21 protein-coding genes, 1 tRNA gene and 1 pseudogene are annotated in these 24,544 nt (G+C 65.0%); 12 read left to right on the top strand and 11 right to left on the bottom strand.

Features of this window, described 5'->3' with window-relative positions; translation table 11 throughout:
- Positions 1-66 precede the first annotated feature (66 nt).
- The 8 genes from tolR to VZ068_RS15585 all read left to right on the top strand — a co-directional run bounded on the left by tolR (position 67) and on the right by VZ068_RS15585 (position 6,169).
- Positions 67-516, top strand: coding sequence for a protein TolR (gene tolR / locus VZ068_RS15620; RefSeq protein WP_005996094.1), 450 nt, complete (start codon positions 67-69; stop codon positions 514-516).
- The gene (gene tolA / locus VZ068_RS15615) at positions 506-1,543 is read left to right on the top strand and encodes a cell envelope integrity protein TolA (protein ID WP_349655803.1); all 1,038 of its coding nucleotides are present in this window, start codon (positions 506-508) and stop codon (positions 1,541-1,543) included. The genes tolR and tolA overlap by 11 nt, the downstream gene beginning before the upstream one ends.
- 263 nt (positions 1,544-1,806) lie before the next feature.
- The gene (tolB, locus tag VZ068_RS15610) at positions 1,807-3,126 is read left to right on the top strand and encodes a Tol-Pal system beta propeller repeat protein TolB (protein WP_039423448.1); all 1,320 of its coding nucleotides are present in this window, start codon (positions 1,807-1,809) and stop codon (positions 3,124-3,126) included.
- Positions 3,127-3,183: 57 nt separating this feature from the next.
- The gene (gene pal / locus VZ068_RS15605) at positions 3,184-3,702 is read left to right on the top strand and encodes a peptidoglycan-associated lipoprotein Pal (protein ID WP_016904129.1); all 519 of its coding nucleotides are present in this window, start codon (positions 3,184-3,186) and stop codon (positions 3,700-3,702) included.
- 6 nt (positions 3,703-3,708) lie between these two features.
- Entirely contained in the window at positions 3,709-4,527 is an 819-nt protein-coding gene (gene ybgF / locus VZ068_RS15600) for a tol-pal system protein YbgF (protein ID WP_259152240.1), read from the top strand.
- Positions 4,528-4,569: 42 nt separating this feature from the next.
- Positions 4,570-5,253, top strand: a complete 684-nt coding sequence (gene queE, locus VZ068_RS15595) for a 7-carboxy-7-deazaguanine synthase QueE (RefSeq protein ID WP_349655802.1) — start codon at positions 4,570-4,572, stop codon at positions 5,251-5,253.
- Positions 5,254-5,371: 118 nt separating this feature from the next.
- Positions 5,372-6,046 (top strand): 7-cyano-7-deazaguanine synthase QueC, encoded by a 675-nt coding sequence (queC, locus tag VZ068_RS15590; protein ID WP_259152238.1) that lies wholly within the window; start codon positions 5,372-5,374, stop codon positions 6,044-6,046.
- Between the two features lie 47 nt (positions 6,047-6,093).
- A tRNA-Lys gene (locus VZ068_RS15585) sits at positions 6,094-6,169 on the top strand.
- A gap of 14 nt (positions 6,170-6,183) precedes the next feature.
- Here the strand turns inward: VZ068_RS15585 and VZ068_RS15580 are convergent.
- The 3 genes from VZ068_RS15580 to VZ068_RS15570 all read right to left on the bottom strand — a co-directional run bounded on the left by VZ068_RS15580 (position 6,184) and on the right by VZ068_RS15570 (position 8,558).
- The gene (locus tag VZ068_RS15580) at positions 6,184-6,438 is read right to left on the bottom strand and encodes a hypothetical protein (RefSeq protein WP_259161753.1); all 255 of its coding nucleotides are present in this window, start codon (positions 6,436-6,438) and stop codon (positions 6,184-6,186) included.
- A gap of 84 nt (positions 6,439-6,522) precedes the next feature.
- A complete protein-coding gene (locus VZ068_RS15575; RefSeq protein ID WP_259161752.1) occupies positions 6,523-6,822 on the bottom strand; it encodes a hypothetical protein in 300 nt (99 codons plus the stop codon).
- An 818-nt stretch (positions 6,823-7,640) separates the two neighbouring features.
- Positions 7,641-8,558: a LysR family transcriptional regulator ArgP gene (locus tag VZ068_RS15570; protein WP_259161750.1), complete on the bottom strand. Its 918-nt coding sequence runs from the start codon at positions 8,556-8,558 to the stop codon at positions 7,641-7,643.
- 103 nt (positions 8,559-8,661) lie between these two features.
- On the opposite strand from VZ068_RS15570, the gene VZ068_RS15565 reads away from it, so the two are divergent.
- The gene (locus tag VZ068_RS15565) at positions 8,662-9,285 is read left to right on the top strand and encodes a LysE/ArgO family amino acid transporter (protein ID WP_259152233.1); all 624 of its coding nucleotides are present in this window, start codon (positions 8,662-8,664) and stop codon (positions 9,283-9,285) included.
- Between the two features lie 25 nt (positions 9,286-9,310).
- Positions 9,311-9,707 (top strand): annotated as a pseudogene (locus tag VZ068_RS15560) (GNAT family N-acetyltransferase); the annotation flags it as partial.
- Positions 9,708-9,812: 105 nt separating this feature from the next.
- Here the strand turns inward: VZ068_RS15560 and VZ068_RS15555 are convergent.
- From VZ068_RS15555 to VZ068_RS15545, 3 genes are all read right to left on the bottom strand, one after another.
- Positions 9,813-10,178 (bottom strand): hypothetical protein, encoded by a 366-nt coding sequence (locus tag VZ068_RS15555; RefSeq protein WP_259164097.1) that lies wholly within the window; start codon positions 10,176-10,178, stop codon positions 9,813-9,815.
- A 444-nt stretch (positions 10,179-10,622) separates the two neighbouring features.
- Complete coding sequence (locus VZ068_RS15550) at positions 10,623-12,791, bottom strand: methyl-accepting chemotaxis protein (RefSeq protein WP_349655801.1); 2,169 nt, start codon at positions 12,789-12,791, stop codon at positions 10,623-10,625.
- Positions 12,792-13,419: 628 nt separating this feature from the next.
- Positions 13,420-13,626 carry a hypothetical protein gene (locus VZ068_RS15545; protein ID WP_259152228.1) on the bottom strand — a complete coding sequence of 69 codons (207 nt, stop codon included), beginning with the start codon at positions 13,624-13,626 and terminating at the stop codon, positions 13,420-13,422.
- 215 nt (positions 13,627-13,841) lie between these two features.
- On the opposite strand from VZ068_RS15545, the gene VZ068_RS15540 reads away from it, so the two are divergent.
- Positions 13,842-14,552, top strand: a complete 711-nt coding sequence (locus VZ068_RS15540) for an rRNA pseudouridine synthase (protein WP_349655800.1) — start codon at positions 13,842-13,844, stop codon at positions 14,550-14,552.
- 419 nt (positions 14,553-14,971) lie between these two features.
- Here the strand turns inward: VZ068_RS15540 and VZ068_RS15535 are convergent, their stop codons facing one another.
- The 5 genes from VZ068_RS15535 to VZ068_RS15515 all read right to left on the bottom strand — a co-directional run bounded on the left by VZ068_RS15535 (position 14,972) and on the right by VZ068_RS15515 (position 20,082).
- The gene (locus VZ068_RS15535) at positions 14,972-15,412 is read right to left on the bottom strand and encodes a hypothetical protein (RefSeq protein ID WP_349655799.1); all 441 of its coding nucleotides are present in this window, start codon (positions 15,410-15,412) and stop codon (positions 14,972-14,974) included.
- 751 nt (positions 15,413-16,163) lie between these two features.
- A complete protein-coding gene (locus VZ068_RS15530; protein ID WP_259152224.1) occupies positions 16,164-16,568 on the bottom strand; it encodes a response regulator in 405 nt (134 codons plus the stop codon).
- Between the two features lie 78 nt (positions 16,569-16,646).
- Positions 16,647-17,129, bottom strand: coding sequence for a hypothetical protein (locus tag VZ068_RS15525; protein ID WP_259152223.1), 483 nt, complete (start codon positions 17,127-17,129; stop codon positions 16,647-16,649).
- A gap of 135 nt (positions 17,130-17,264) precedes the next feature.
- Positions 17,265-19,061 carry a DNA helicase RecQ gene (gene recQ, locus VZ068_RS15520; protein ID WP_259152221.1) on the bottom strand — a complete coding sequence of 599 codons (1,797 nt, stop codon included), beginning with the start codon at positions 19,059-19,061 and terminating at the stop codon, positions 17,265-17,267.
- 472 nt (positions 19,062-19,533) lie between these two features.
- Positions 19,534-20,082, bottom strand: a complete 549-nt coding sequence (locus VZ068_RS15515; RefSeq protein WP_005988683.1) for a Dps family protein — start codon at positions 20,080-20,082, stop codon at positions 19,534-19,536.
- 105 nt (positions 20,083-20,187) lie between these two features.
- On the opposite strand from VZ068_RS15515, the gene hrpA reads away from it, so the two are divergent.
- Entirely contained in the window at positions 20,188-24,303 is a 4,116-nt protein-coding gene (gene hrpA, locus VZ068_RS15510) for an ATP-dependent RNA helicase HrpA (protein ID WP_349655798.1), read from the top strand.
- The last annotated feature ends 241 nt before the right edge of the window (positions 24,304-24,544 follow it).

Raw genomic sequence — 24,544 nt, 5'->3', positions numbered from 1 at the left:
CCTCACCCGGGCGCCGCGCGACTCCGCTGCCGCCCGGCGCCGAGGATTAATTAGGAACGTTTCGCGATGATCTCCGGTATTTCCCGCCGCAAGAAGCGCAAGCTCAAATCCGACATCAACGTCGTGCCGTACATCGACGTGATGCTGGTGCTGCTGATCATCTTCATGGTGACCGCGCCGCTGTTGACCCTGAGCACCGACGTCAGCCTGCCGAGCTCGCGCGCCAAGGCGCTGGAGAGCAAGCAGGACCCGATCGTGGTGGTGGTCGCGGCCGATGGCCAACTGGCCTTGCAGCTGCCAAAGGGCAAGCCGCAGGCCATGGACGTCAATGCGTTGCAGGCGCAGCTGGCTGCCATCGTGGCGCAGGACAAGGATGCGCGCGTGGTCGTGGCCGGCGATCGCGCCGCGCCGTATCAAAAGATCATGGATGCCATTGACGTGCTCAAGCAGGCCAAGGTCGAGAAGGTCGGCCTGATCTCCGACTCCGGCGGCACCGCAGGCAGCGATGCACGCTGACGCACTCCCCACCCAGGGCGCGCGCGAGGATGGCTGGCTGCGACCGGTCATGCTGGCCTTGGTCGTGCATATTCTGGTCGCGCTGGTGTTCATTGCCGGCTGGCTGTGGTCGCCCGAACGCTCGGTCGAACCGGCCGCGGGCGACCCGAGCATGGAAGCCTCGCTGGACGTCTCCGCCGCCGAGGCGCGTGTCGCCCGTCAGGCGCTGAAGGCCACCCCGGTGGAAGCGCCGCCGCCGCCGGCACCGTTGCCCGAGCCCGCCCCGGAAGACAGCGTGCCGCCACCGCAGCCGATTCCCGAGCCGCACCCGCAGGATGCGCCCACCCCGCAGCAGGCGCAGGCGCAGGAGCGCGTGGCCCAGCCGGACAAGGTCGACCAGGACAAGGTCGATGCATTGGCCATTTCCGCTGAAAAGGCCAAGGCGGAACAGGAAGCCAAGCGTCGCCAGGAGCAGATCGACCTGACCGAGCGCAAGCGTCAGGAAGAGGCCGAGCAGAAGCTGCGCCTGGCCAAGCAGCAGGAAGAAGCCGACGCCAAGAAGAAGCAGGCCGCTGCCGAGCAGGCTGCAGACGCCGAGCGCCAGAAGAAGATCGCCGACATCCGCCGGCAGCGCGAACAGGCCACCAAGGAAGCCGCGCTGGCCGAGCAAAAGTTGCGCCAGGTGGCCGCTGCGCGCGCCCAGCAGGCCTCTGCCGCTGCGGCGACCAGCGCGCAGCCCACGGCAGGGCAGGGCGGCACCAGTACCGACCTGTCGGCCAAGTACGCCGCCGCGATCCAGCAAAAGGTGCTGGCGCAGTGGGTGCGCCCGCCATCGGTGCCGCCGGGGCAGAAGTGCACCATCAACATTCGTCAGCTGCCCGGTGGCAGCGTGATGGAGGCCAAGGTCGCGCCGGGTTGCCCGTACGACGAGGCCGGCCAGCGTTCGATCGAGGCTGCGGTGTTGAGCGCACAACCATTGCCGTATCGCGGCTTCGAGTCGGTGTTCCAGCGCAATCTGACCTTCGTGTTCACTGCTCAGGATCAGTAATGCGGTGATGGATTGCGCTGCGGCAGCGTGCGAGCGCTGCAGCTGGGCGGGCGAGGCGTCCGATGACAATCGGGCGATGCGTCCTCTCCCCATGCCGGCTTCGATCGCGGCAGGGCAGCGCCCGACCGGCTCCGGGCCTGGCCGAGCTGTCCGGCCGCTCGACCGCTCGCCCCATTTTCACGTTGTCTCGTTCATGATTGCGAGTATGTTCACTCGCTGATTGGTATCCCTTGCACACTTTTCCTGCCCGATCCGAGCCGTCCATGAAAAAACCGCTGCGTTGGCTAGCTGCCCTGACCGCCCTGTTGTTGCCGCTGAGCGCACTCGCGCAACAGCAAGGGCTCACCATCGACATCGTGGGCGGTAGCGCCTCGGCGACGCCGATCACCGTGGTCCCCATGCCCTACCAGGGCTCGGGCACCGCGCCGCAGACGGATGTGTCGGCCGTCGTCGGTGCCGACCTGGATCGCTCCGGGCAATTCCGCACGTTGCCAGTTGCGCAGATCGTCGAAAAGCCGACCCGCGGCACCGAGGTGCAGTTCCAGACCTGGCGCACCCTCAAGCAGAACTACATCGTCGTCGGCCGCGTGATGGATGCGGGCGAGGGCGCGTACCGCGTCGAGTACGAACTGTTCGACGTGGCCAAGGGCGAGCGCATGCTCGGTCTGGCGATGACCGCGCGCGCCAATGCGATGCGCGACGTCTCGCACCAGATGGCCGATGCGATCTATGAAAAAATCACCGGCGTGCGTGGCGCGTTCTGGACCCGGATCGCCTACGTGACCGCCAGCGGCAAGGGCGGCGCGATGCGTTATGCGCTGATGGTGGCCGACTCCGATGGCTACAACCCGCAGACCATCGTGCGCTCGGCCGAGCCCTTGCTGTCGCCGAACTGGAGCCCGGACGGCAAGAAGCTGGCCTATGTGAGTTTCGAGCGCGGCAATTCATCGATCTACCTGCAGGACATCGCCACCGGCGCACGTGAGCTGGTGTCCAGCTTCCGCGGCATCAACGGTGCACCGTCGTTCTCGCCGGACGGTCGCCGGCTTGCCCTGGCGCTGTCGCGCAGCGGCAACCCCGAGATCTACGTGATGGACCTGGGCAGCAAGCAGCTGACCCAGCTGACCAACCACTTCGGCATCGACACCGAGCCGACCTGGGCGCCGGATGGCGGCAGCATCTATTTCACCTCCGATCGTGGCGGCCGTCCCCAGATCTACCAGGTGGCTGCCAGCGGCGGCAGCGCCAACCGCGTGACCTTTCAGGGCAATTACAACGCGACCGCCAGTGTCTCGTTCGACGGCAAGAAGATTGCTGTTGCGCAGGGCAGCGGCAACAGCTACCGCATTGCGATGATGGATCGCAGCCTGGGTTCGCCTAGCTGGAGCACGCTGTCGCCGGGTTCGCTGGACGAATCGCCGAGCTTCGCGCCCAACGCCAGCATGGTGTTGTACGCCGCGCGTGAGGGTGGCCGGGGTGTGCTTTACGCCGTATCCGCCGACGCTCGGGTCCGCCAGCGTCTGGTTCTGGCCGATGGTGATGTGAGAGAACCCGCTTGGGGGCCTTACCGAACCGCGCATTAATGTTAATATTTCGCTGCGTTAAACCACTCATTGGCCCAGAGCCTCCATAGGTATCCCATGAACAAGTCCACCCGCGTCTTGCTTGTCTCCCTGCTGTCCGTTGCCGTGCTGGCTGGTTGCTCGAAGAAGGTGAAGGAAACTCCGCCTCCCGCAACCGATACCACCGCCGGTTCCTCCGTTCCCACCGGCCCGTCCACCTCCGGCCTGTACGGCCCGGGCGACCTGGATACCGATGCCTGCCTGCGCCAGCGCGTGGTCTACTTCGATCTGGATCAGGACTCCCTGAAGCCGGAATTCCAGGCCATCATGGCGTGCCACGCCAAGTACCTGCGCGACCGTCCTTCCTCGCGCATCACCCTGCAGGGCAATGCTGACGAGCGCGGTTCGCGCGAGTACAACATGGGCCTGGGCGAGCGCCGCGGCAACGCTGTGTCGTCGTCGCTGCAGGCTGCCGGTGGTTCGGCCAGCCAGCTGACCGTCGTCAGCTACGGTGAAGAGCGTCCGGTCTGCACCGAAACCAGCGAAAGCTGCTGGTCGCAGAACCGTCGCGTCGAAATCGTGTACACGGCTCAGTAAGAAACGATGCGCTTTCGAGTGACATCTCTGTTCGTCGCGGCGGCCCTTGTGGTCGCCGCGCCGGCATACGCCCAGCGAGCCAGCCTCGCTGATCGTGTGGCGGTGCTCGAGCAGCAGCAGGCCAACAGTCAGGCCAACAACGATCTCCTCAATCAGCTGCAGCAGGCGCGTTCGGACCTGCAGGCATTGCGTGCGACCGTCGAACAGCTGCAGCACGACAACGAGCAACTCAAGCAACAGTCCAAGGACCAGTATCTGGACCTGGACGGACGTCTGAACCGGTTGGAAGGTGCAGGTGGCGCAACGCCTCCACTGCCTTCTGCTACCGGCAGCGTCACCCCAGCCCCGGCTCCGGCCGTGCGGCCTGCAGCGGCGGCCACTTCCGAGAAGCCGCCGTCCGTGCATGGCGATGCAGGTACGCTGGCCATCAGCAACGATGAGCGCACTGCCTACAACGTCGCGTTCGATGCATTGAAGAACGGCAAGTACGACGACGCGTCGCAGCTGTTCCTGAGCTTTCTCGAGCTCTATCCCAATGGTGTCTACACCCCCAATGCGCTGTATTGGCTCGGTGAGAGCTATTACGCCACACGCAATTTCCAGCTTGCCGAGGCGCAGTTCCGCGACCTCGTCAGCCGCTATCCCACGCATGACAAGGCCGCTGGCGGTCTGTTGAAGCTCGGCCTGTCGCAGTACGGCGAAGGCAAGAACAACGAAGCTCAGCAAACCTTGCAGCAGGTCGTCTCGCAGTATCCCGGCTCCGATGCAGCACGTGTGGCCCAGGAACGCTTGCAGTCCATCCGCCTAGGCCAGCAACTGCGCTGAGCCCGCGCGCCGCCGCCCGTTGGCGCGGCGCATACTTTGCCCATGAACGCCGCCGCCGTCCCCAGCGAGATCGTCCAGTCGCCATTGCCGCGATTGAAGATCACCGAAATTTTCCTGTCCCTGCAAGGCGAAGCCGAGGCGGCTGGCTGGCCAACCGTGTTCGTGCGCCTGACCGGCTGCCCGTTGCGGTGCACCTACTGCGACACCGCCTACGCCTTCCATGGCGGCCAGTGGCATGACATCGACACGATCGTGGCCGAAGTCACCAGCCATGGCGTGCGGCACGTCTGCGTGACCGGCGGTGAGCCGCTGGCGCAAAAGCGCTGCTTGGTACTGCTGCAGAAGCTCTGCGATGCCGGCTTCGATGTCTCGCTGGAAACCTCCGGCGCACTGGATGTCTCCGAGGTCGATGCGCGCGTCTCGCGCGTGGTCGACATCAAGACCCCCGCCTCCGGCGAAGCACAGCGCAATCGCTGGGACAACCTGGCATTGCTGACCGCACGCGACCAGATCAAGTTCGTGATCTGCAGCCGCGCAGATTACGAGTGGTCGCGCGCCATCGTCGCGACGCATGCGCTCGAGCGTCGTTGCACGGTGTGGTTTTCGCCCAGCAAGGGCGAGGTCACGCCTCGGGAGCTGGCCGACTGGATCGTCGCCGATCGCCTGCCGGTGCGCTTTCAGATGCAGCTGCACAAGATCCTCTGGGACGACGAGCCGGGCCGCTAAGGGCGGCAAATAACCGGCACCTCGCGTGCCGATGTGCATGCCGAATGGACGGCGCCGTCGCGGCCTGGCGCCGACCCTGCTAGCCTTTGCGTCTTGATGTTGTCGATGCCTTCCTGAGATGAAAAAAGCTGTCGTTCTGTTGTCCGGAGGCATGGACTCCGCCGCCGTCATTGCGCTCGCGCAGGAGCAGGGCTTTGCCGTGTACGCGCTGAGCGTGCGCTACGGTCAACGTCATACCTCCGAGCTGGATGCCGCCGCACGCGTTGCCGCAGCGCAGGGCGTGGTCGCGCACAAGGTGGTCGACGTGGATCTGCGCAGCATCGGCGGCTCGGCGCTCACCGACGACATCGAGGTGCCGGACGCAGGCGGCGATGGCATTCCGGTCACCTATGTACCGGCCCGCAACACCATCATGCTGTCGCTGGCGCTGGGCTGGGCCGAAGTGGTCGGCGCCAACGACCTGTTCTGCGGCGTCAATGCGGTGGATTACTCCGGCTATCCCGACTGCCGTCCCGAGTTCGTACGCGCCTTCGAAGTGCTGGCCAACCTCGCCACCAAGGCCGGTGTGGAGGGCGCCGGGCTGCGCGTGCACGCGCCGCTGCAGTTCCTCAGCAAGGCCGACATCGTGCGCGAAGGCGTGCGCCTGGGCGTGGACTTCGGCCTGACCGTGTCCTGCTACCGCGCCGACGCCGCCGGCCGCGCCTGCGGCCACTGCGACGCCTGCCGGCTGCGCGCCGCCGGCTTCGCCGATGCCGGCGTTCAGGACCCCACGCATTACACGATTTCGTCTTGACGCCTGTGTAGGGTAGAATGCGCACCCCGACGCGCAGTCGGGTCAGTGGGCCGTTAGCTCAGTCGGTAGAGCAGAAGACTTTTAATCTTTTGGTCGATGGTTCGAATCCATCACGGCCCACCACTTAATTCAGCAGGTCAGATGGAGATGGCGCCGATGGCGCCTTTTTTGTGCGCTCGGAAATTGCCGGGGCCTTCGCCGTTGTTGACTCGACTAATGCGCTCGATGGGCGCGTGGTGCTGGACGATCTGGAGTGCCGGCAGGACGCGATGCCGATGCAGTCGGGTGCCTGTCCAACGATGCGCGCGCTTGCGCAACTCGACGGCTGCTGTCGATGCGCTGGCGGTGCGCCTTTCGACAGAGCGCGCCTGTGGCGGCACCGAGATTGACAAGGTCGCTGCCGTAGCCGGAGCCCATCGCCCCTTGGCGATGGGCTGCCTATGCCCGTGTGAGGGCAGCCCTGCCCGCAGCAATGATCAGCCCCTGCAGATCCACTTGCCGGTGACCTTGAAGGTCTTTGCGTTGATCGCGCGGGTATTGACCTGGCCGAGCTGCACCGAGGTGGTTTGCGGAAACGCGTCGCGGCATTGCGCCGCACCGTCGGCCCATTGCTGATTGAACACCTCGGTCCTGCTCGGTCCGGTGTGGGTGAACGATGTCATCTGCTCGGTACGGGAGACGACATGCAGCGACTTTGCGGAGGCAGTGGTGATCAAGGTGGAGGAAACGATGATTCCGAAAGCCAGCAGAGGGATCTTGCGCGATGAGGAAGACATGGTCTGGTCCGATTCGAGTGGTGGACTGTAGGGAGTGTCGGCAACTTTCGGCGGCAAGCTACGGTGCGGATAAGACGCCGAGGTGACCGTGTGGTTGCGAATCGAATCGGTTGTTCCAGCATTCAGCGCGGGGAGGACGGCGGCATCGAAAGCCGCGGCTTTCCGCAGTTCAAACGCGAGCCGGCCAGGCCGTTCGAAGGCATCGATTACTGGCGCAGGCGAGGTCGGTCGCGCCAGATCCAGGCGCGTTCACTGTCTAGCGCAGCGGCGTCGATGTAATGCCTTGGTCGATGCCGCTTCGTAGCCATGGAGATGTCTGCCTGAACCATCAGGCGCGATACAACGCGGAAGGGACGCCAGCCTGGGTTGCTCGCATCCGGATGTCGCCGTGATCGCGCGATTCACGGCAATCGGTGAAGGTGCGATGCGGGTCAGGACCATAACCGCAATGGCCGAATATCAGGACGACACAGCAAAGCCGCGTATTGAAAAGGCGTTGCCACAAGCCACGCTGGGCGTTTAGACACGCGGGTGTTTCAGATCTGGCCCCAATGGACGTCCAATCCTGGCGGGACAGTGTCGTTTCCGGTTGCAGGAGCTCTTGATGCGCGCAACACGCCCATATCTTCGTGAGGGCGGCGCAGTGCTGACCTGCACAGAAGCGCCGGCAGGGGCGGGGTTTGCACAAATCTCTTCATTCGTGGGGTCGTCGAAACGCATTGCGTTGCTGCAACGAGTGAGTACAGGCTGGCCGGATTTCGGACCGGAGGCCACTGAAGCGTGTCGGCCGACTTCGATACCTCGTGCACGGCGCATGCTCATGCCGCTGCGAAGCTTCTGCCTCCACGCAAACTCGTCGCGGCTGCCTCGCGTAGCGCCTGACTGAGTTGCTGCAGAGCGCTCGAGCCCACTGCGGCGTATTGCCAGTACAACGGAACATCGAGCCAGCGGGTTGGGTCGACGATGACGATCTGCTTGCTGCGAGCGGCTGGCGTCACCATCGACTCCGGCGCCAGACACCATCCGAGTCCGCGCGCAGCAGCTTCGACGAAACCGGTCGAGGTGGGCAGGTAATGTGTCGGTGGAGCCAGTTGCGTGCGGGTAATGCGTTTGACGAAACGCGCCTGCAGCGCGTCCTTGCGATTGAATACCAGCATGGGCGCGTGGCCCAGCGAAGCGGCAGTGAAGCCGTCCTTGAAGTGCGTCTGGACAAAGGCAGCCGACGCGACGGCGTGATAACGCATCACGCCCAGCGCATGCACATTGCAGCCCTGCAACGGCTTGCGCTCTGAGGTGACTGCGCCCAGCACGCTGCCCGCACGCAATAACTCAAGAGTATGGTCCTGGTCGTCCATCTGCACATCGAAGAGAAACCCGTGTGCCTGATGCAAGGCAGACAGCGCCGCCAGCAACCAGGTCTGCAGCGAATCGTCGTTGACCGCGATGGAAAGGGTACGTGGGTGCCCAACGCTGCTGTCGCCGGGAAGGAAGTCGGCGATCGCTTCGGATTCCAGCACCTGCATCGGCTTCACCCTGCGTAGCAGGCGTTCGCCGGCGGGAGTGGGGCGGCAAGGGGCTTTCCGGATCACCAGCACCTGACCGAGCCGGTCTTCCAGCGCCTTGACCCGTTGCGAAATCGCCGACGGCGTCACCGACAGCCGTTGCGCAGCGGTATCGAAGCTGCCTTCCTCAAGAACGGCAGCGAATGCAGCCAGTTGCGGATGCAGAAGATCCATGGCGCTCGGCAGGATTAGAAGTTCTAAGCAGCATACAGAATATTTAGTTTTCTTAATTACGGCGGAGCGCCCAGCATTGGCGCCACTGATCCGGGAGGTATTCGTGTTCCTTCAAGCCGTCATCGCTGGTTTCATCGCCAGCGCAGGTCTCATCATCGCAATCGGGGCGCAGAACGCATTCGTGCTGCGGCAGGGACTGCAGCGCCAGCATGTCGGTCTGGTGGTGGCGATCTGCGCGTTCGGCGACATCGCGCTGATCGTGCTGGGCGTGGCCGGGATTGGCGTACTGGTGACGCAGTGGCCGGACTTGCTGCAGCTACTTCGCTATGCGGGAGCTGCATTTCTCGCGGCATATGGCGCGTTGGCTGCACGCAGGGCCTGGCGTGGCACCAGCGGGTTGGCACCGTCGCAGGGCGGCGCCCAGCGTTGGCAACGCGCCATGCTGACGTGCCTGGCATTTACCTTTCTCAACCCGCATGTCTATCTGGACACGATGCTGCTGCTGGGCAGTCTGGCCGCGCGTTACCCGGGCCAGTTGCGCTGGGCATTCGCTTCGGGGGCGTGCCTGGCCAGCATCGCCTGGTTTTCCGGTCTGGGCTATGGCGCGCGTTTGCTGCAGCCGGCCTTTCGCGATCCGCGCGCGTGGCGTCTGCTGGATGCTGCGATCGCAGGATTCATGCTGGTGCTGTGCGCACTGTTGTTGCTGCCTTCGCAGTCGCTCACCTGAGGCCATTGTTGCCGGAGTTGTTGCCATGTCGCCGCTGCGCATGTCCACCGATCAGTCCGAACTTGATGTCGCGCTGATCCATCGCTCCCTGGTGCAGCACAGCGACTGGGCCAGGGACATCCCGCTTGCTCTGGTACAGCGCGCCATCGCCAACGCGCTGTGCCTGGGCAGGTTTCTGAAGGGTGAGCAGGTCGCGTTTGCGGGAGTGGTTTTGCGACTAAGCAACCTTTGCCTATCTGGGCGATGTGTTCGTGTTGCCAGAGCACCAGGGCAAGGGCGATGGCAAGGTAGTGATTGATGCGGTCACGGTGCATCCCCATCTGCAGGGGCTGCGCCGTTTAAGCCTGGCCACCAGCGATGCGCATGGTCTTCATGCGCGCCAGGGCTTCACGCCGCCGCTGTCTCCGCAGTCGCTGATGGAATGCTATCGTCCCGGTCCCTGCACGCGCTGGCTGCGGTGGGCCGACTGCGCGGTGCGCACCGTCATGGCGCCGCGTCGGGAGACGTGTGGTTCGCGCTGCGCGCTGTCAGGCGAGCACTGCAATCTCGACACGGCACAGTGCCGGCCAGGCATCGGCAGCGCGCATTGCCGCCAGCGACGATTCGCAGCTGCCGCCGGACAGGTGGCGATCCTGCAGCGGGTCGATGGCTTCCCACTCCCAGCGCGGCGAATGCGGTATCTGCCAAGCCGCCAACAGCACCGACGTGCCGTCCTGTAGCCTGAGCTGCCGCCGCCAGATCACGCGTGCGTCGAGATGGCCTTGTCGCCAGTGCGAGAAGGCATCGCCGTGCTGGCCACCGCCTGCGTCCGTTGCGAGAGCGCAAGCCTGCACCTGGACATGCGCGCCGTTGAGTAGGCGCTGCGGAGCTCGACGGTCGTTGCTGGTGTTCACGGCTGATCCTTCCTGATTGAGAAGGCGTGCCGCGCGGTGACGAAAGCACCCACGGACACACCTGCAGTGCCGGCGGCGCCGGCTGCGGATGTCGTGGGTACCGATGGCTAAGATGCCGCCTGCGCTGCAGACGGTGGCCGGGCTACCATCCGGCCTGCTCTCTTTCGACCGGCGCAGCGTAACCAGGCATGGCGCCGGAAACAAGCGCTTTTGAGTGGCTTGCGTGCTTGTTTTCGAGGTTATTTTGTGGGCACTGCGCGCGCGTTGCGGGTGCCTGAGCTGTCTGCGCCGAATGCCGGTGAGCGTGCGGGATAAACGCAGAAAGCGCCCTGGCGGGCGCTTTCTGTGTGTGCGATGGCATCAATGGCTGCGGGCACATCCGCGGTGTTGCATCAGCGTGCCTGCACCGACGACCCGGTCGACGGCGCAGTGCCGGCTGCTGGCTCAGGCGTTGCGGACCTTGCTCAGCAGCTGTGCGACCGGTGCCGCTACGCGCGAAGCGGACTGCCGTGTCTGGCGTGCGTCGATCTTGAAGATCGCCACCGCATCGGTGAGCTGCACCGCCTGCTCTTCCATCGCGCGCGCGGCGGCAGTGGCTTCTTCCACCAGCGCGGCGTTCTGCTGGGTGGTTTCGTCCATATGCGTGATGGTCTGGTTGACCTGCTCGATGCCGGCCGACTGCTCCTGCGAGGCTGCAGAAATCTCGCCCATGATGTCGGTGACGCGTTGCACGCTGGCCACCACGTCACCCATGGTCTTGCCTGCGCTGTGCACCAGTGCCGAACCCTCGGCCACGCGTTGCACCGAGTCGTCGATGAGGTCCTTGATCTCCTTGGCGGCGCCGGAGGACCGCTGCGCGAGCGTGCGCACCTCCGAGGCCACCACGGCAAAGCCGCGGCCTTGCTCGCCGGCGCGCGCGGCTTCCACCGCTGCGTTCAAGGCCAGGATATTGGTCTGGAAGGCGATGCCGTCGATGACGCTGATGATGTCGGCAATCTTCCTGGACGAGGCTTCGATACCGGTCATGGTGTCCACCACCTTGCCGACCACGTCGCCACCTTGCGAGGCAACGCGTGCGGCGCCGATCGCCAGCTGGTTTGCCTCGCGTGCGCTTTCGGCATTCTGCTTGACGGTGGAGGTCAGCTCTTCCATCGATGCTGCGGTTTCTTCGAGGTTGGCTGCCTGCTGTTCGGTGCGCTGCGACAGGTCCTGGTTGCCGGCGGCGATTTCGCTGGCCGCGGAGTTGATCGACACGGCCGACTCCTGGATGTTGCCGACGATCTGCGCCAGCTGGCTGGCCGTGGTGTTGGCGTCATCGCGCATCTGAGCAAACACGCCACGGAAGTCGCCGCTCATGCGTGCGGTCAAGTCGCCGGCGGCGATGGACTGCAGCAACGACGACAGCGACTGCAGATTGCCGTCGGCCGTGGACATCAGGTGGTTGAGGCTTTCGACCATGATGCGGAAGTCGAACTGGAAGCGCTCGGCATCGCCGCGCGCGCTGAAGTCGCCATTGGCGGCGGCCTGGGCGAGATGCTTGATCTCGTGGTTCATGGCCGACAGGTTGAGCTTGACCTGCGACATGGTGTCGCTGAAAACGGCCTTTTCGCCGGGCAGCGGCTGCATGTCTTCGGAGAGTTCGCCAACCGCATACCGGCCCATGATGCGTGCCAGATCGGTCTGCACCGCCACGTGCGAGGCAACCAGCAGGTTGGTGTCGTTGGCCATGCGCCCATAGTCGCCCGGGAATGCTGCCGCATCGATGCGGAAGCTGATCTGGCCGTTGTCGTGATGCCTGGCCATGTCGGTTTGCGCGGCGATCAGGTTGCGCAGCTGCAGCTGCATCTTGTCCATGGCCTTGAGCAGACGGCCGGTTTCATCGTTGGCGTTGGTGTGCACATCGTTATGCAGGTTGCCGGCTGCGATGGCTTCTGCAGTGCGGGTGGCCTGGCTGAGCGGCTGGGTCAGGCTGCGTGTGATCAGCCACGCGAGCAGGCCGCTGATGACCAGTGCGGCAATGCCGCCGGTGGCCAGGGTGATTTTCCCGTTATGCATCGATGCAACCGCGGCCGCATAGGCATCCTTGCTGAGGCGGCGTTCCAGTGCAGCGTTCTCGCGGATCGCCGTCTGCTGGGCATCCATGGCCCTTGCGGCGTCGCCTTGCAACAGCGCCTGTGCTTCCTGGTTCTGATCGCGGAGGCCGTATTGGAGAATCTGGTTATTGAGCTTGACCGAGATGTCGCGCTTTTCCTGCACCAGGTCGAGCGCCTGTTTTTCAGGCACGCTGCTGGGTAGTGCGGCCAAGGCGTCGTGTGCCTGCTTGTAGCGTGTGCGGTTCTTGTCGATCATGTCCATTGCACGACGGTTGGCTGCTTCGCCAGCGACCATGACGATATCGCGCAGACCGATCGCCACATTGGTATTGGCGTCGAGCATTTCCGAGGACAGCTGGATCCTCTCCATGTTGCTGTTGACGATGGTATCCAGCTCGAAACGGGCGTTGGACATGGTGACCAGGCCGGTTGCAACAAGCAGGCCCGACAAAAGGATCAAGATGCCGAAGGCCATGCCCAGGCGGCGGCCGACATTGAGGCGTTGCAAGTAATCGTTCATAACCGCATCCAGTTAGTGCAGCTGAAGGGCCCGGTGGATGCGGGGTGCGTCCACTCAAGCGTCTTGCCCCGCTAGCGGCTGGATACCGACGTGCTAAAGCCTTCCGTTCTGTACTAGTTACAGCCGATTCATTGCGCGGAAGAGATTCCCCGACAGCTGTCCATCGGCGCCTGACATCGTGATCTGCCGAGAGCCAGGGAGCGCAGCTAACGCCGCTTTTGCGTGCACGTTAAACAGATGTTGCCGATGCTGGAAACAACCGGCGCAATGCGTATGTCATCGCATCGTGTGTGCAGGATTCCGCATCGACGACCGATCACATGCGCCATTTGTTAGCCGCGCTTGTAAGCTCTGGCTGGATCGATGCGTGTCATTTGCAGAGCGCTTGTCATGCGGCACGTGAAGCGCCGGTGCGCGCTTCGGCTTGCGTTCGCCCACCACCTGAAATTCGCCTTGCGCAGATGCTGGATCCTAAGCAAACGCCGAGGTCGACGTGCAAGCAGGGCGACAGTGCCCCGCGGTGCCGCGCGATGTGCGCGAGCTGGGAGCAGTGTCGGCAGCGCGCACTGCATCTGGTGACAAGGCAAACCTCGGCAGCCAGGCGAGCGCGCTGCGTTGCGGACGGGTATCAGCCCTCCAGCGCAGCCAGCACCTTGGCATGCAGCTGTTGTGCGTCGGACTCGCTGTTGAAACGCGCAAAGACTTCTTCGCCGGAAATCAGGCCGACCCGTACGGAGTGGCAGTACGAGCCGAAGCTTTCGCCTGCGTTGAATGGATCGCTGATGACCGAGATGTGGGTGAGGCGGACTCGGGTGGTGCCGAACTTGATGAACATCTGCGAGCTCCTGTGTGAGCGCCGAGTTTCCCACGTTGTGGTGCAGGGCAGAAGCAGCGGTCGCCGGGGCCGTTGCGGTGTGCAAGGCCTGGCCGTAGCGTACTGCGCTCTGGTGGTGTGGCCCGGCGGTGCAGTACGTGCCCGAAGAGGCCGCTGCCTCTCGCATTCGGTGGGCCAGCACGTACACTGCCGTGCCCTGATGCTGAGCTTGCCTGATGTCCGATCCCATCCGTCTCGATAAATGCGTTGCCGCGCAGTTCGGCTGCTCGCGTGGCGAGGCGCAGCAGTACATCGAGTGCGGCTGGGTCAGCGTGGATGGGGTGGTGGTTGAAGAGCCGCAGGCCCTGGCAACCGCCGCGCAGGTGGCGCTTGCGCCGGATGCGGTGCTGGAACCCGCCGAGCCCGCCACCTTGCTGTTGCACAAGCCGGCAGGAATGACGGCCGACGCTGCGATGGCACTGGCCAACCCGGCAAGCCGGAGCGAACTGGACAACGCCGAGGTGCGCGTGCTCAAACGGCATTTTCTGCGCCTCAATGCGCCGCTGCCGCTGGAAGACGATGCCAGCGGCCTGCTGGTGTTGAGCCAGGACGGGCGGGTACTGCGTAGGCTGACGGCCGATGCAGGCTCGATCGAGCAGGAATTTCTGGTGGAAGTGCGCGGCGAGCTGCGCCCCTATGGCATGGCGCGGCTGGCGCACGGTCTGGTGTATCAGCAGCGCAGCCTGCCGCCGTGCAAGGTGAGCTGGCAGAACGAAGAACGGCTGCGCTTTGCGATCAAGCACGTGCAGCCAGGCCAGCTGCGCTCCATGTGCGGTGAGGTGGGACTGGACGTGGTCAGCATCCGTCGGCTACGCGTGGGCCGCGTGTCGCTGGGCAAGCTGGCGATCGGCCAGTGGCGCTATCTGCCTGTGGGTGAGCGTTTCTGAGGCGCATCTTGCTAGGTGTGGGTGCAGCTTGTGCAGGCAGCGGACGCGAGTGCATCGTCCATGTCGGTCAGGTCGTGCGCGTGGAGTGCATGTTCTTCTGTCAGCGCCAGCATGCTTGTGCCGATGCTTGGCGATGCCGCAAGGTGGAATCCTGAAGCTTTTCAAGTAGCGGCCGACGCAGGTCGACCGATGCCTGACGAGCCGCATCGCACGCAATCGCGTGCAGCGTGTCCTTGCTTGCGGCTGCCGCCCGGCTCGCTTACTTCTTGTTGCGCTTTTTCTTGGCGCGGGTCACCAGCCAGAACACCACGGCGATGATCCCGATGACCAAGATGGCGAATGCCGGTGTTAGAAACGAGTTGTCGCCCATGAAAATCTCCCGAAAGTCATCTGCAGCGAAGCGCTGCACTGACGTTAGCCTAGCGAGCGGCCTGCTTGATCGCGTGAAATGCGCTGCATTGCGCGCAGATGCGCTTTTGCCTTGATGGAAGGCCAGCAGCGCTGTCGCTCGGTTTTGACGCATCGATGCAGTGGGAGCTGCGCGCGCCGGGCCATTTGATGCGAATACAACCGATGCGACGGATGCAGTCAGCGCTGTGTGAGGTCACAAGACTGCGCAGCGATGTGTGGAAACTGCTGCGGTGTTGCGAGCGGTGACAGTCAAGAGCGCGACGTAAGCGCGAGCAGGTCATGCATTGGGCCACCGCGCGGATCGATGAGAGCCTCCGGTAGGCGAGATCGATTGGATCGGCGAGCCGACCAGTGACGGCCGCCACGTGCGTCGCCTGCCACAGTGATGTCGCTCGCATTGCCAGGCGTATCTCGCCGCATCCGATCGACGTGCGGGTCTCGATCGACAAGCGCAACTGCGCTTGCACGCAGGAACACGTGCATGCGATCAAGCAACCCAACCGGGGCGGCGATCGCTTTGCAGCGGTCTACGCGCCTATCGCCTGGCGCCCAATGCAGTGCGCTACGCAGTTCGGTACCACCAGTGTTCCGGCAGGGGCGTGCTCAGCGCCCCGCGAGTTGAGCGGCCCAACTGGCCTCGCGTCCGGTGGCTGCAGTTTAAGTGAGACTTGCGTCACGTAAATCGGGGGCACGCCGACACGCTGTCAGGACGTTCCCGACAGCCGTGCCGGCTTGAGCTGCGCGCAGCCACGGGGGCAGCGAGGGCTGGAAGTGCAATGGAAGCGGGCACAGTCGATTCGTACCGCGCTGCCTCTCTGGCAGGTCGCCGCGCAACGGATGGGGCCAGCTGGCTGCAACTGGCTGCAGTTCAGGCCGCTGCTAACGCTTTGGGCGCGTGCCCTGGACGGTTCGCTGGACATCTCCATGCTTGCATGCGTCGGCGAGGCCGCAGCGGCGGCCGGCGAAGTCGCAACGCTGACAGGTGCAGCAGCGGTACATCGGCCGCCAGGGGCGTTGTCACCGCCTCGTGATGCGGGCCGCCGCTTGTCGCCACGATAGCGCCTTGCGGCCACCAAGTGGACAGTGCGCCGCAGCCTCGGGAGAGCGGTGCCGCGATCAATCCCCGTTGCCACCGCATCGCGCGCCGGCCGCCATTTCATATCGGGAGTGTTGGCCGCCCTCCAGTTGCGGCCGTGTGCGTCATACGCCGGGTGTGGCGAGCACGCGGCGCTTTGCCATCACGCTGCGGATGGCGGTGAGCAGTTGCTCCGGGGTGTAGGGCTTTTCCAGGAAAGCCACCCCGTCGGGCAGGATCTCTTCCACGTACTCCACCGCCAGGCCGGAGGTGAGCAGCACCGGCAGGTTGTACGGTGCATGCGCGGTCTTCAACGCAAGATCCACGCCGGTCAGGCCGCCGGGGAAATGGATATCGGAAAACAGCACATCGACACGCGGGTCGCTTTCGATCAGGGCGAGCGCTTCTTCGACAGACCCTGCGCTGCGGCAGGTAAAGCCGTAACTTTCCAGGACAAGGCAGCTGAGTTGTCGGGTGCCGTCGCCGTCTTCGACGACGAATACAACTGGCCGTTCCTTGTTCTGTGACATGAGCGCGTCTCGTAAGGCAGACCACATTCTCAGCGATGCGGCAGTGAACCCACCGTCAACGCAGACGCAGCCGTATGGTTACCAGCCGAACGGGCCCGGGCCATAGCCGCCGGGTGCGTAGCGTGGGCCGAAGACCGGGCCTTCGCCGCGGCCGACGCTGATGCTGACGCCGATCTGATGCGCTTTTCCGTCGTCGTCGTAATAGGTCTTGCAGGAGTTCAAATTGACCGCCTGCCAGTTGCTGTTGCCGCCACGGTTGGAATAGCCCATGCCGGTCTCGACCGCGCCATGCAGCTTGCCCTGACATTGCTCGGCACGTTCTGCCGCGATCAAGGCAGCGCTTGGCCGTGCGAGGGCCGGGCGGGGGCCGCTCTTGTCGCCGTAAAACGTGCCCGGCGGGTCGGTGCTGTATTCCGGATCGGAGCGGTACTGGAGTGGCGCTTGCGGGACGCTCAGGTCCAGCGAGCGCGCGCTGGCCGGCTCAGCGCTAACATCGCCGGTCTGGGCGAGCGCGCCACCGACGGTAAATAGAGTGGCCAGGAGAAGCAGGCTGCGTTTCATCGGTTCGACTCTAAGAGGGACTGGCAGCGCGTGCCAGCTCGCCCTGTGAAACTAGCAACGGCTGATTGAATGCGCGCTGTCGATTCCAACCGATGTTGTGTCGACGCTGGCATGGCGCTGACACACGCTGTTGCATCAGCCCTGCTCGCGCACGATGTCGATCAGCTGCGCACCATAGCGGGCCAGTTTGCCGCCACCGATGCCGCCAACGCGCGATAACGCGTCGATGCTGGTCGGCCGTTGCTCGGCGATATTGCGCAGCGTGCTGTCGTGGAAGATCACAAAGGCCGGCACGTTCTGCTCCTTGGCCAGCTCCGCGCGCAGGCCGCGCAGGGCGTTGAACAGCACCAGGTCCTGCGGCTGCACCGGCAGGCCGGTGCGTTGCGCGCTACGCTCGCGCCCGGCAGCCGGGTTCTCGCGCCGCATCATCACCTGGCGCTCGCCCTTGAGCACCTGGCGGCTGGCGTCGGTCAGACGCAGGCCACCATGGCCTTCGCTGTCGACCTCCAGCAGGCTGGCCGCAACCAGTTGCCGGAACACGCTGCGCCAGGTGCGCTCGTCCAGGTCGCGGCCGATGCCATAGGTGCTCAGCTGGTCGTGGCCGAGCTGCTTGATGCGCTCGTTCTCGCTGCCGCGCAGGATGTCGATCAGGTGGCCGACACCGAAGCGCTGCCCGCTGCGGTACACGCAACTGAGCGCCTTCTGCGAGGCCACGGTGGCGTCCCAGGCGGCAGCAGGCGTCAGGCAGTTGTCGCAGTTGCCGCAAGGTTTGGGGTAGGTCTCGCCGAAGCCGGCCAGCAGCACCTGGCGGCGGCATTGCATGGATTCGCAGTAGCCGAGCAGGTGATCGAGCTTGGCGCGTTCCAGGCGCTTGCGCTCTTCGGCTGCTTCGCCCTGTTCGATCATCTGCTTGAGCAGCACCACATCGCCCAGGCCGTAGCAGAGCCAGGCTTCGGCCGGGTCGCCATCGCGGCCGGCGCGGCCGGTTTCCTGGTAGTAGCCTTCCAGCGATTTGGGCAGGTCCACATGCGCGACAAAACGCACGTCCGGCTTGTCGATGCCCATGCCGAACGCAATGGTGGCGGCCATGATGATGCCGTCCTCGCGCAGGAAGCGACGCTGGTTTTCCGCGCGTACCTCGGCCGGCAGTCCGGCGTGGTAGGGAAGGGCGTTGAAGCCTTGCGCGCACAACTGCTGGGCGGTTTCTTCGACCTTGCGCCGCGACATCGCATAGACGATGCCGGCACAGCCGCGATAACGGGTGAGGAATTCCTGCAGCTGCTTGCGCGCGTTGTCCTTCTGCACCACGGTGTAGCGGATGTTGGGGCGGTCGAAGGAGCTGACGAAGTGGCGTGCATCCACCAGATCCAGGCGCTCGGCGATCTCGCGCTGGGTGGGCGGGTCGGCGGTGGCGGTCAAGGCCATGCGCGGGATGTGCGGCCAACGCTCGTGCAGCACGGTGAGCTGGCGATATTCGGGGCGGAAGTCGTGGCCCCATTGCGACACGCAATGCGCTTCGTCGATCGCGAACAGCGCGATGCGGCTGCGTTCCAGCAACGACAGGAAGCGCTGGGTCAGCAGCCGTTCCGGCGCGACGTAGAGCAGATCCAGATCGCCCGACAGCAGCGCGCGTTCGACGCGCTGCGCGTTCTCGGCATCCAGGGTGGAATTGAGGAATTCGGCACGCACGCCGAGCTGGCGCAGCGCCTCGACCTGGTCCTGCATCAATGCGATCAACGGCGAAACCACGATGCCGATGCCATCGCGCAACAGCGCTGGCACCTGGTAGCACAGCGATTTGCCGCCGCCGGTGGGCATCAGGACCAGGGCGTCGTTGCCGGCAGCAACGTGTTCGACGATGGCCTGTTGCGGGCCGCGGAAGTCGTCGTAACCGAAGACGCGGCTGAGCAGTTCGTGTGCGGGGGAAGACATCGCCATAGGATACCGTGCGGGTCAAGCCCTGGTCGGTGTCATGTCGGCAGTGTTGCCCGATAGCGGGTCGGGGATTGCCGCGATGTGGTGGACGTGGCGGGCGAATGCGCACATGGGGTGTGACTGGAGCCTGCGGCGCAGTGCAGTGCAGGGCCGGGCCGGTGGCTGCGCGTTGGGGCACTGAGCTGCGCTCCGCACCCTCACCAACCCCTCTCCCGCCGGGACAGGGCGCAACAACCGATAGCACATCCCAGCCCCCTGAGTCAGGGGGCGCGCCGAAGGCGGGGGGTATGGGGGTGCGTAGCGGGGCCCGACGTTTGCAAAGCAAACGTTGGGGGACATGTCCGCGAAGCGGAGATGGCCGCGACCCCTGAGTCAGGGGGCGCGCCGAAGGCGGCGGAATGGCAAGGGGCCCAAGGTTTCGGCGCAGCGAAACCTTGGGCAAGCCTGCAGGGGGCGAAGCCCTGCGGGTTTACTGCAGCAGCGAGCGCAGCATCCAGGCGTACTTCTCGTGGGTCTGCAGGCGCTGGGTCAGCAGGTCCACGGTCGGGTCGTCGCCGGCGTCGTCGGCGGTGCCGAGCACCTTGCGGGCAGTGCGGCACACGGCCTCGTTGCCGCTGACCAACTGACGCACCATTTCACGCCAGTCGGCGCTGTCGCTCAGGCCCGGCTCTTCCGGAATCGAGGTCAGCGCGACGAACTCGCGGTACGAGCCCGGTGCGTTATAGCCCAGGGCGCGGATGCGCTCGGCCACCTCGTCCAGTGCAGCCCACTGCTCGGTGTACTGGGTTTCGAACATGGTGTGCAGCGAGTTGAACATCGACCCGGTGACGTTCCAATGGAAGTTGTGGGTCTTCAGGTACAAGGTGAAGGCGTCAGCCATGTAGCGGGCCAGACCGTCGGAGATCTGCTTGCGATCGGCGTCCTTGATCCCGATATCGATATGCGGCGCCGACGCAGCAGCGACCGGCAGGGCATCGTTGATGACGACGGGCTTGTTGGCGTTCTTTTTCTTGGACATGGAATGGCCCTTCTGAGGAAGTGGGTGTCTGAGGGAACAGATATGGCGTCACAATAGACAGGCTAAAGGATCAAACGTCATTCAATCTTTCACATTTCTCCATCAATGAGCGCTATCGACACCGACCTTGCCGCGCTGCTGCGTGAGCGCCGCCACGCCGTGGATGGCGCACTGAGCCGCGACCGGGGCCGCTTGCTTGGCCTATGGTCGCGCTGGCAGGGCAAGCCCGGCAACCCGCAACTGCGCGATGCGTTCGAGCAAGCGTTGACGGTGTCGCTGGCGCAGCGGCAGGCGCGTGCCGCGCAGCAGCCGGCGATCACGCTGGACACGCAGCTGCCGATCGCCCGCGAAGCCGAGCGCATCATCGGGCTGATCCGCGACCATCAGGTCGTCGTCATCGCCGGCGAAACCGGCTCCGGCAAGACCACCCAGCTGCCCAAGCTGTGTCTGGCGGCCGGGCGCGGTGCGGCCGGCATGATCGGCTGCACCCAGCCGCGCCGGATCGCCGCGCGCGCGGTGGCCGCGCGGGTGGCCGACGAGCTGAAGACGCCGTTGGGCACGCTGGTGGGCTTCCAGGTGCGCTTCACGGACCGGGTGAGCGAGCAGTCGCGCATCAAGTTCATGACCGACGGCATCCTGCTGGCCGAGATCGCCAGCGACCGCTGGTTGTCGGCCTACGACACCATCATCGTGGACGAGGCGCACGAGCGCAGCCTCAACATCGATTTCCTGCTCGGCTATCTCAAGCAGTTGCTGAAGAAGCGTTCGGATCTCAAGTTGATCGTGACCTCGGCGACCATCGATACCGAACGCTTCGCGCAGCATTTCGACAATGCGCCGGTGATCAATGTGGAGGGGCGGACCTTTCCGGTCGAAGTGCGCTATCGGCCGCTCGAAGGAGAAAGCGGCGGCGACGAAGCGCAGGACACCAGCCGCGATGGCGAGCGCAGCGTCAACGATGCGATCGTGGCGGCGATCGACGAGATCACCCGCATCGATCCGCGCGGCGACGTGCTGATGTTCCTGCCGGGCGAACGCGAGATCCGCGATGCGCATCATGCGCTGGAACGACGCAAATACCGCGAGACCGAAGTGGTGCCGCTGTATGCGCGGCTGTCGGCGGCCGATCAGGACCGCGTGTTCAACCCCGGCCCGCGCCGGCGTCTGGTGCTCGCGACCAATGTGGCCGAAACCTCGTTGACGGTGCCGCGCATCCGCTATGTGGTGGACCCGGGCTTTGCGCGCGTCAAGCGTTACAGCCCGCGGCAGAAGCTGGACCGCCTGCATATCGAGCCGATCTCGCAGGCCAGTGCAAACCAGCGCATGGGCCGTTGCGGGCGGATCGCCGAAGGAATTTGTTACCGGCTGTATGCCGAGGCGGACTTTGCCGCGCGCCCGGCGTTTACCGACCCGGAAATCCGGCGCTCGTCGTTGTCGGGTGTGATCCTGCGCATGCTGCAACTGGGGCTGGGGCGGATCGAGGACTTCCCGTTCCTGGAAGCGCCGGACGAACGCGCAGTCGCCGACGGCTGGCAGCAGCTGCTGGAGCTGGGCGCGATCGATGCCGATCGGCGCCTCACCACCATCGGTCGCCAGATGGCGCGCCTGCCGGTGGACGTCAAGCTGGCGCGCATGCTGGTGGCCGCACAGCAGCATGGCTGCCTGCGCGAGATGATCATCATCGCCTCGTTCCTCGGCATCCAGGACCCGCGCGAACGCCCGCCCGAAGCGCGCGAGGCGGCCGACAATGCGCATGCGCTGTTTGCCGATGCGCGCTCGGAATTCGTCGGCATCCTGCGCCTGTGGGACGCCTACCGGCAGGTGCACGAAGACCTCACCCAGTCCAAGTTGCGCGATTGGTGCAACCGGCATTTTCTGGGCTTTTTGCGCATGCGCGAGTGGCGCGAACTGCATCGGCAATTGCGGCTGTTGTGCGAAGAGCTCGGCTGGAGCGAGGAGCCGGCCAACGTGATGCTGGCGCCGCTGCTGGCGGGCGCCAGCGCGCCTGCGCGCGAGGATGGTCACAATGCCAACCGGCCGACGCGCGGGCAGCTGCACCGTGCCGCGCGTCTTGCGCGCGAAGGCAAGCCCGATCCGGCTGCGCCACCAGTGCAATCCACCGCTGCGGTGTCCAACAGACAGGCCGAGGCCGCGGAAGTGTCGGCGCGAGCGAGCGAGCGCGAACGCGCTGCGGCATATCAATCGCTGCATCGCGCGCTGCTGGCCGGCTTGCCCACGCAGATCGGCCATCGCGCCGAAAAAGGCGACTTTCTCGCCGCGCGGCAACGCCGGTTCGTGCCGTTCCCCGGCTCGGCATTGGCACGCAAGCCGCCGCCGTGGATTCTGGCCGCCACGCTGCTGGACACGCAGAAGGTCTGGGGCATGACCAACGCGGCAATCGAGCCGGACTGGGCCATCGCCGAGCTGGGGCATCTGCTGGCACGCAAGCATTTCGATCCGCACTGGTCGCGTGCGCAGGGGCAGGTGGTGGCATCGGAGCAGATCAGCCTGTTTGGGCTGGTGCTGGCGCCGAAGAAACCGGTGCATTTCGGCAAGATCGACCCGGCTGCCTCGCACGATCTGTTCGTGCGGCAAGGCCTGGTGACCGGCGAAATCAACACGCGCGCCGCATTCGTGGTCGATAACCTCAAGGTGCTGGAACAGGCGCGCGAGGAAGAGGCCAAGCTGCGTCGCGCCGGCATCGTCGCCGACGAAGACTGGCAGGCGCGCTGGTACCTGGACCGCATTCCGGCCGAGCTGCATTCGGCCAGCGGGCTGGATGCGTGGTGGAAGGGCCTGCCGCCGGACAAACGCCGCAGCCTGCACTGGACCCTGAACGATCTGCTGCCCGGCGAGGGCAGCGAGGCCGATCGCTTCCCGAAGTATTTCCCGCTGGGCGATGCGCGGCTGCCGCTGCAGTACCGTTTCGAGCCGGGTGCGATCGATGACGGCGTCACCCTGGACGTGCCGCTGCATCTGCTCAATGCGCTGGACCCAGCGCGCCTGTCATGGCTGGCGCCTGGCTTTGTCGCCGACAAGGCATCGGCCCTGATCCGCAGCCTGCCCAAGGCGCAGCGGCGCAATTTCGTGCCGGCACCAGATTTCGGGCGTGCGTTCTACGAGGCCTACAGTCTGCCGTCGGCCGACGATATCCGCGGCGAGCTGGCGCGTTTTCTATCCAAGGCCACCGGCGTGCACGTATCGGCGCTGGATTTCGACGAACAATCGCTGGATACGCATCTGCTGATGAACCTGCGTCTGCGCGACGACGACGCCAAGGTGCTGGCCGAATCGCGCGACCTGGACGGCCTGCGTGCACGCTTTGGCGAACGCGCCGGACAGGCATTTGCCGCGCGTGCCGGGCGTGCCCTGGCTGCAGAAGGGTTGCGCGATTTTCCGAGCACCCCGATTCCCGAACAAGTTGCGGGCGAGGCCGGTGTGCCGGCGTACCCGGCCTTGGTGGATCAGGGCGAGGATGCTGCCTTGCGCATCTTTGCCGACCGCAACGACGCTGCGCAGGCGCATCCACGCGGTGTGCGTCGCCTGTTGGAAATCGCGTTGGCCGACAAGATCAAACACGCGCGCAAACAGTTGCCGGTCTCGCCCAAAACCGGCCTGTTGTATGCGGCGATCGAGTCGCAGGAGCGCCTGCGTGGCGATCTGGTCGATGCTGCGCTCAATGCTGTGCTCGCCGACGGGCTGGGCGCGATCCGCGACCCGGCTGCGTTTGCACACCGTCGCGAGGATGCGACCAAGCGCCTGTTCGGCGAAGCGATGGAGCGGCTGAAACTTGCCGAAAGCATCCTGGGGGCGGTTGCCGAGCTCAAGCCGCTGCTGGAAGCGCCATTGATGGGCTGGGCGCGCGGCAATCTGGACGATATGGAGCAGCAGTTGCGTGCATTGGTGCATGCCGGCTTCCTGCGCGACACCCCGGCCGAAGCGCTGGCCAACTACCCGCGCTATCTCAAGGCGATGATCCTGCGGACCGAGCGTGCCAAACGCGATCCGGCGCGCGATCAGTCACGCATGCTCGAGCTCAAGCCGTTTGTGGATGCGCTGGACGATGCTGCCGCGCGTGGATTGCAGCAAGGTGCCGACTGGCAGGCGCTGCGCTGGGATCTGGAAGAGTTGCGGGTGTCGGTGTTCGCGCAGGAGCTCGGCGCCAGGTCCGGCGTGTCGGCAAAGAAATTGTCGCAGCGCGTGGCGGCGTTGCGCGGCTGAGTCGCGCTGCCCGATTGCGTGCGGGCTGCTCGCAGCCCGCTGCAATGGGATCGGTTCGCATGTGCGTAGCGAGTGATGGGCCGGGTGCCTGACCGCCGCAGTCACCATGTCGGTTTCCTGCAGCGCCATGCGCGGCGTGCAGATCAAGCTGCGTAGAAGCGCGGTACATACGCATCGCCAAGCAGCGCAGGCGTCTAGGTATCCAGTACCTGGCGGGTACGGCCACACGGTAATGGCCGCA

The organism is Xanthomonas sp. 10-10 (assembly GCF_040182365.1).
Classification (GTDB): domain Bacteria; phylum Pseudomonadota; class Gammaproteobacteria; order Xanthomonadales; family Xanthomonadaceae; genus Xanthomonas; species Xanthomonas arboricola_F.
This window is presented reverse-complemented; position numbering and strand designations above follow the sequence as displayed.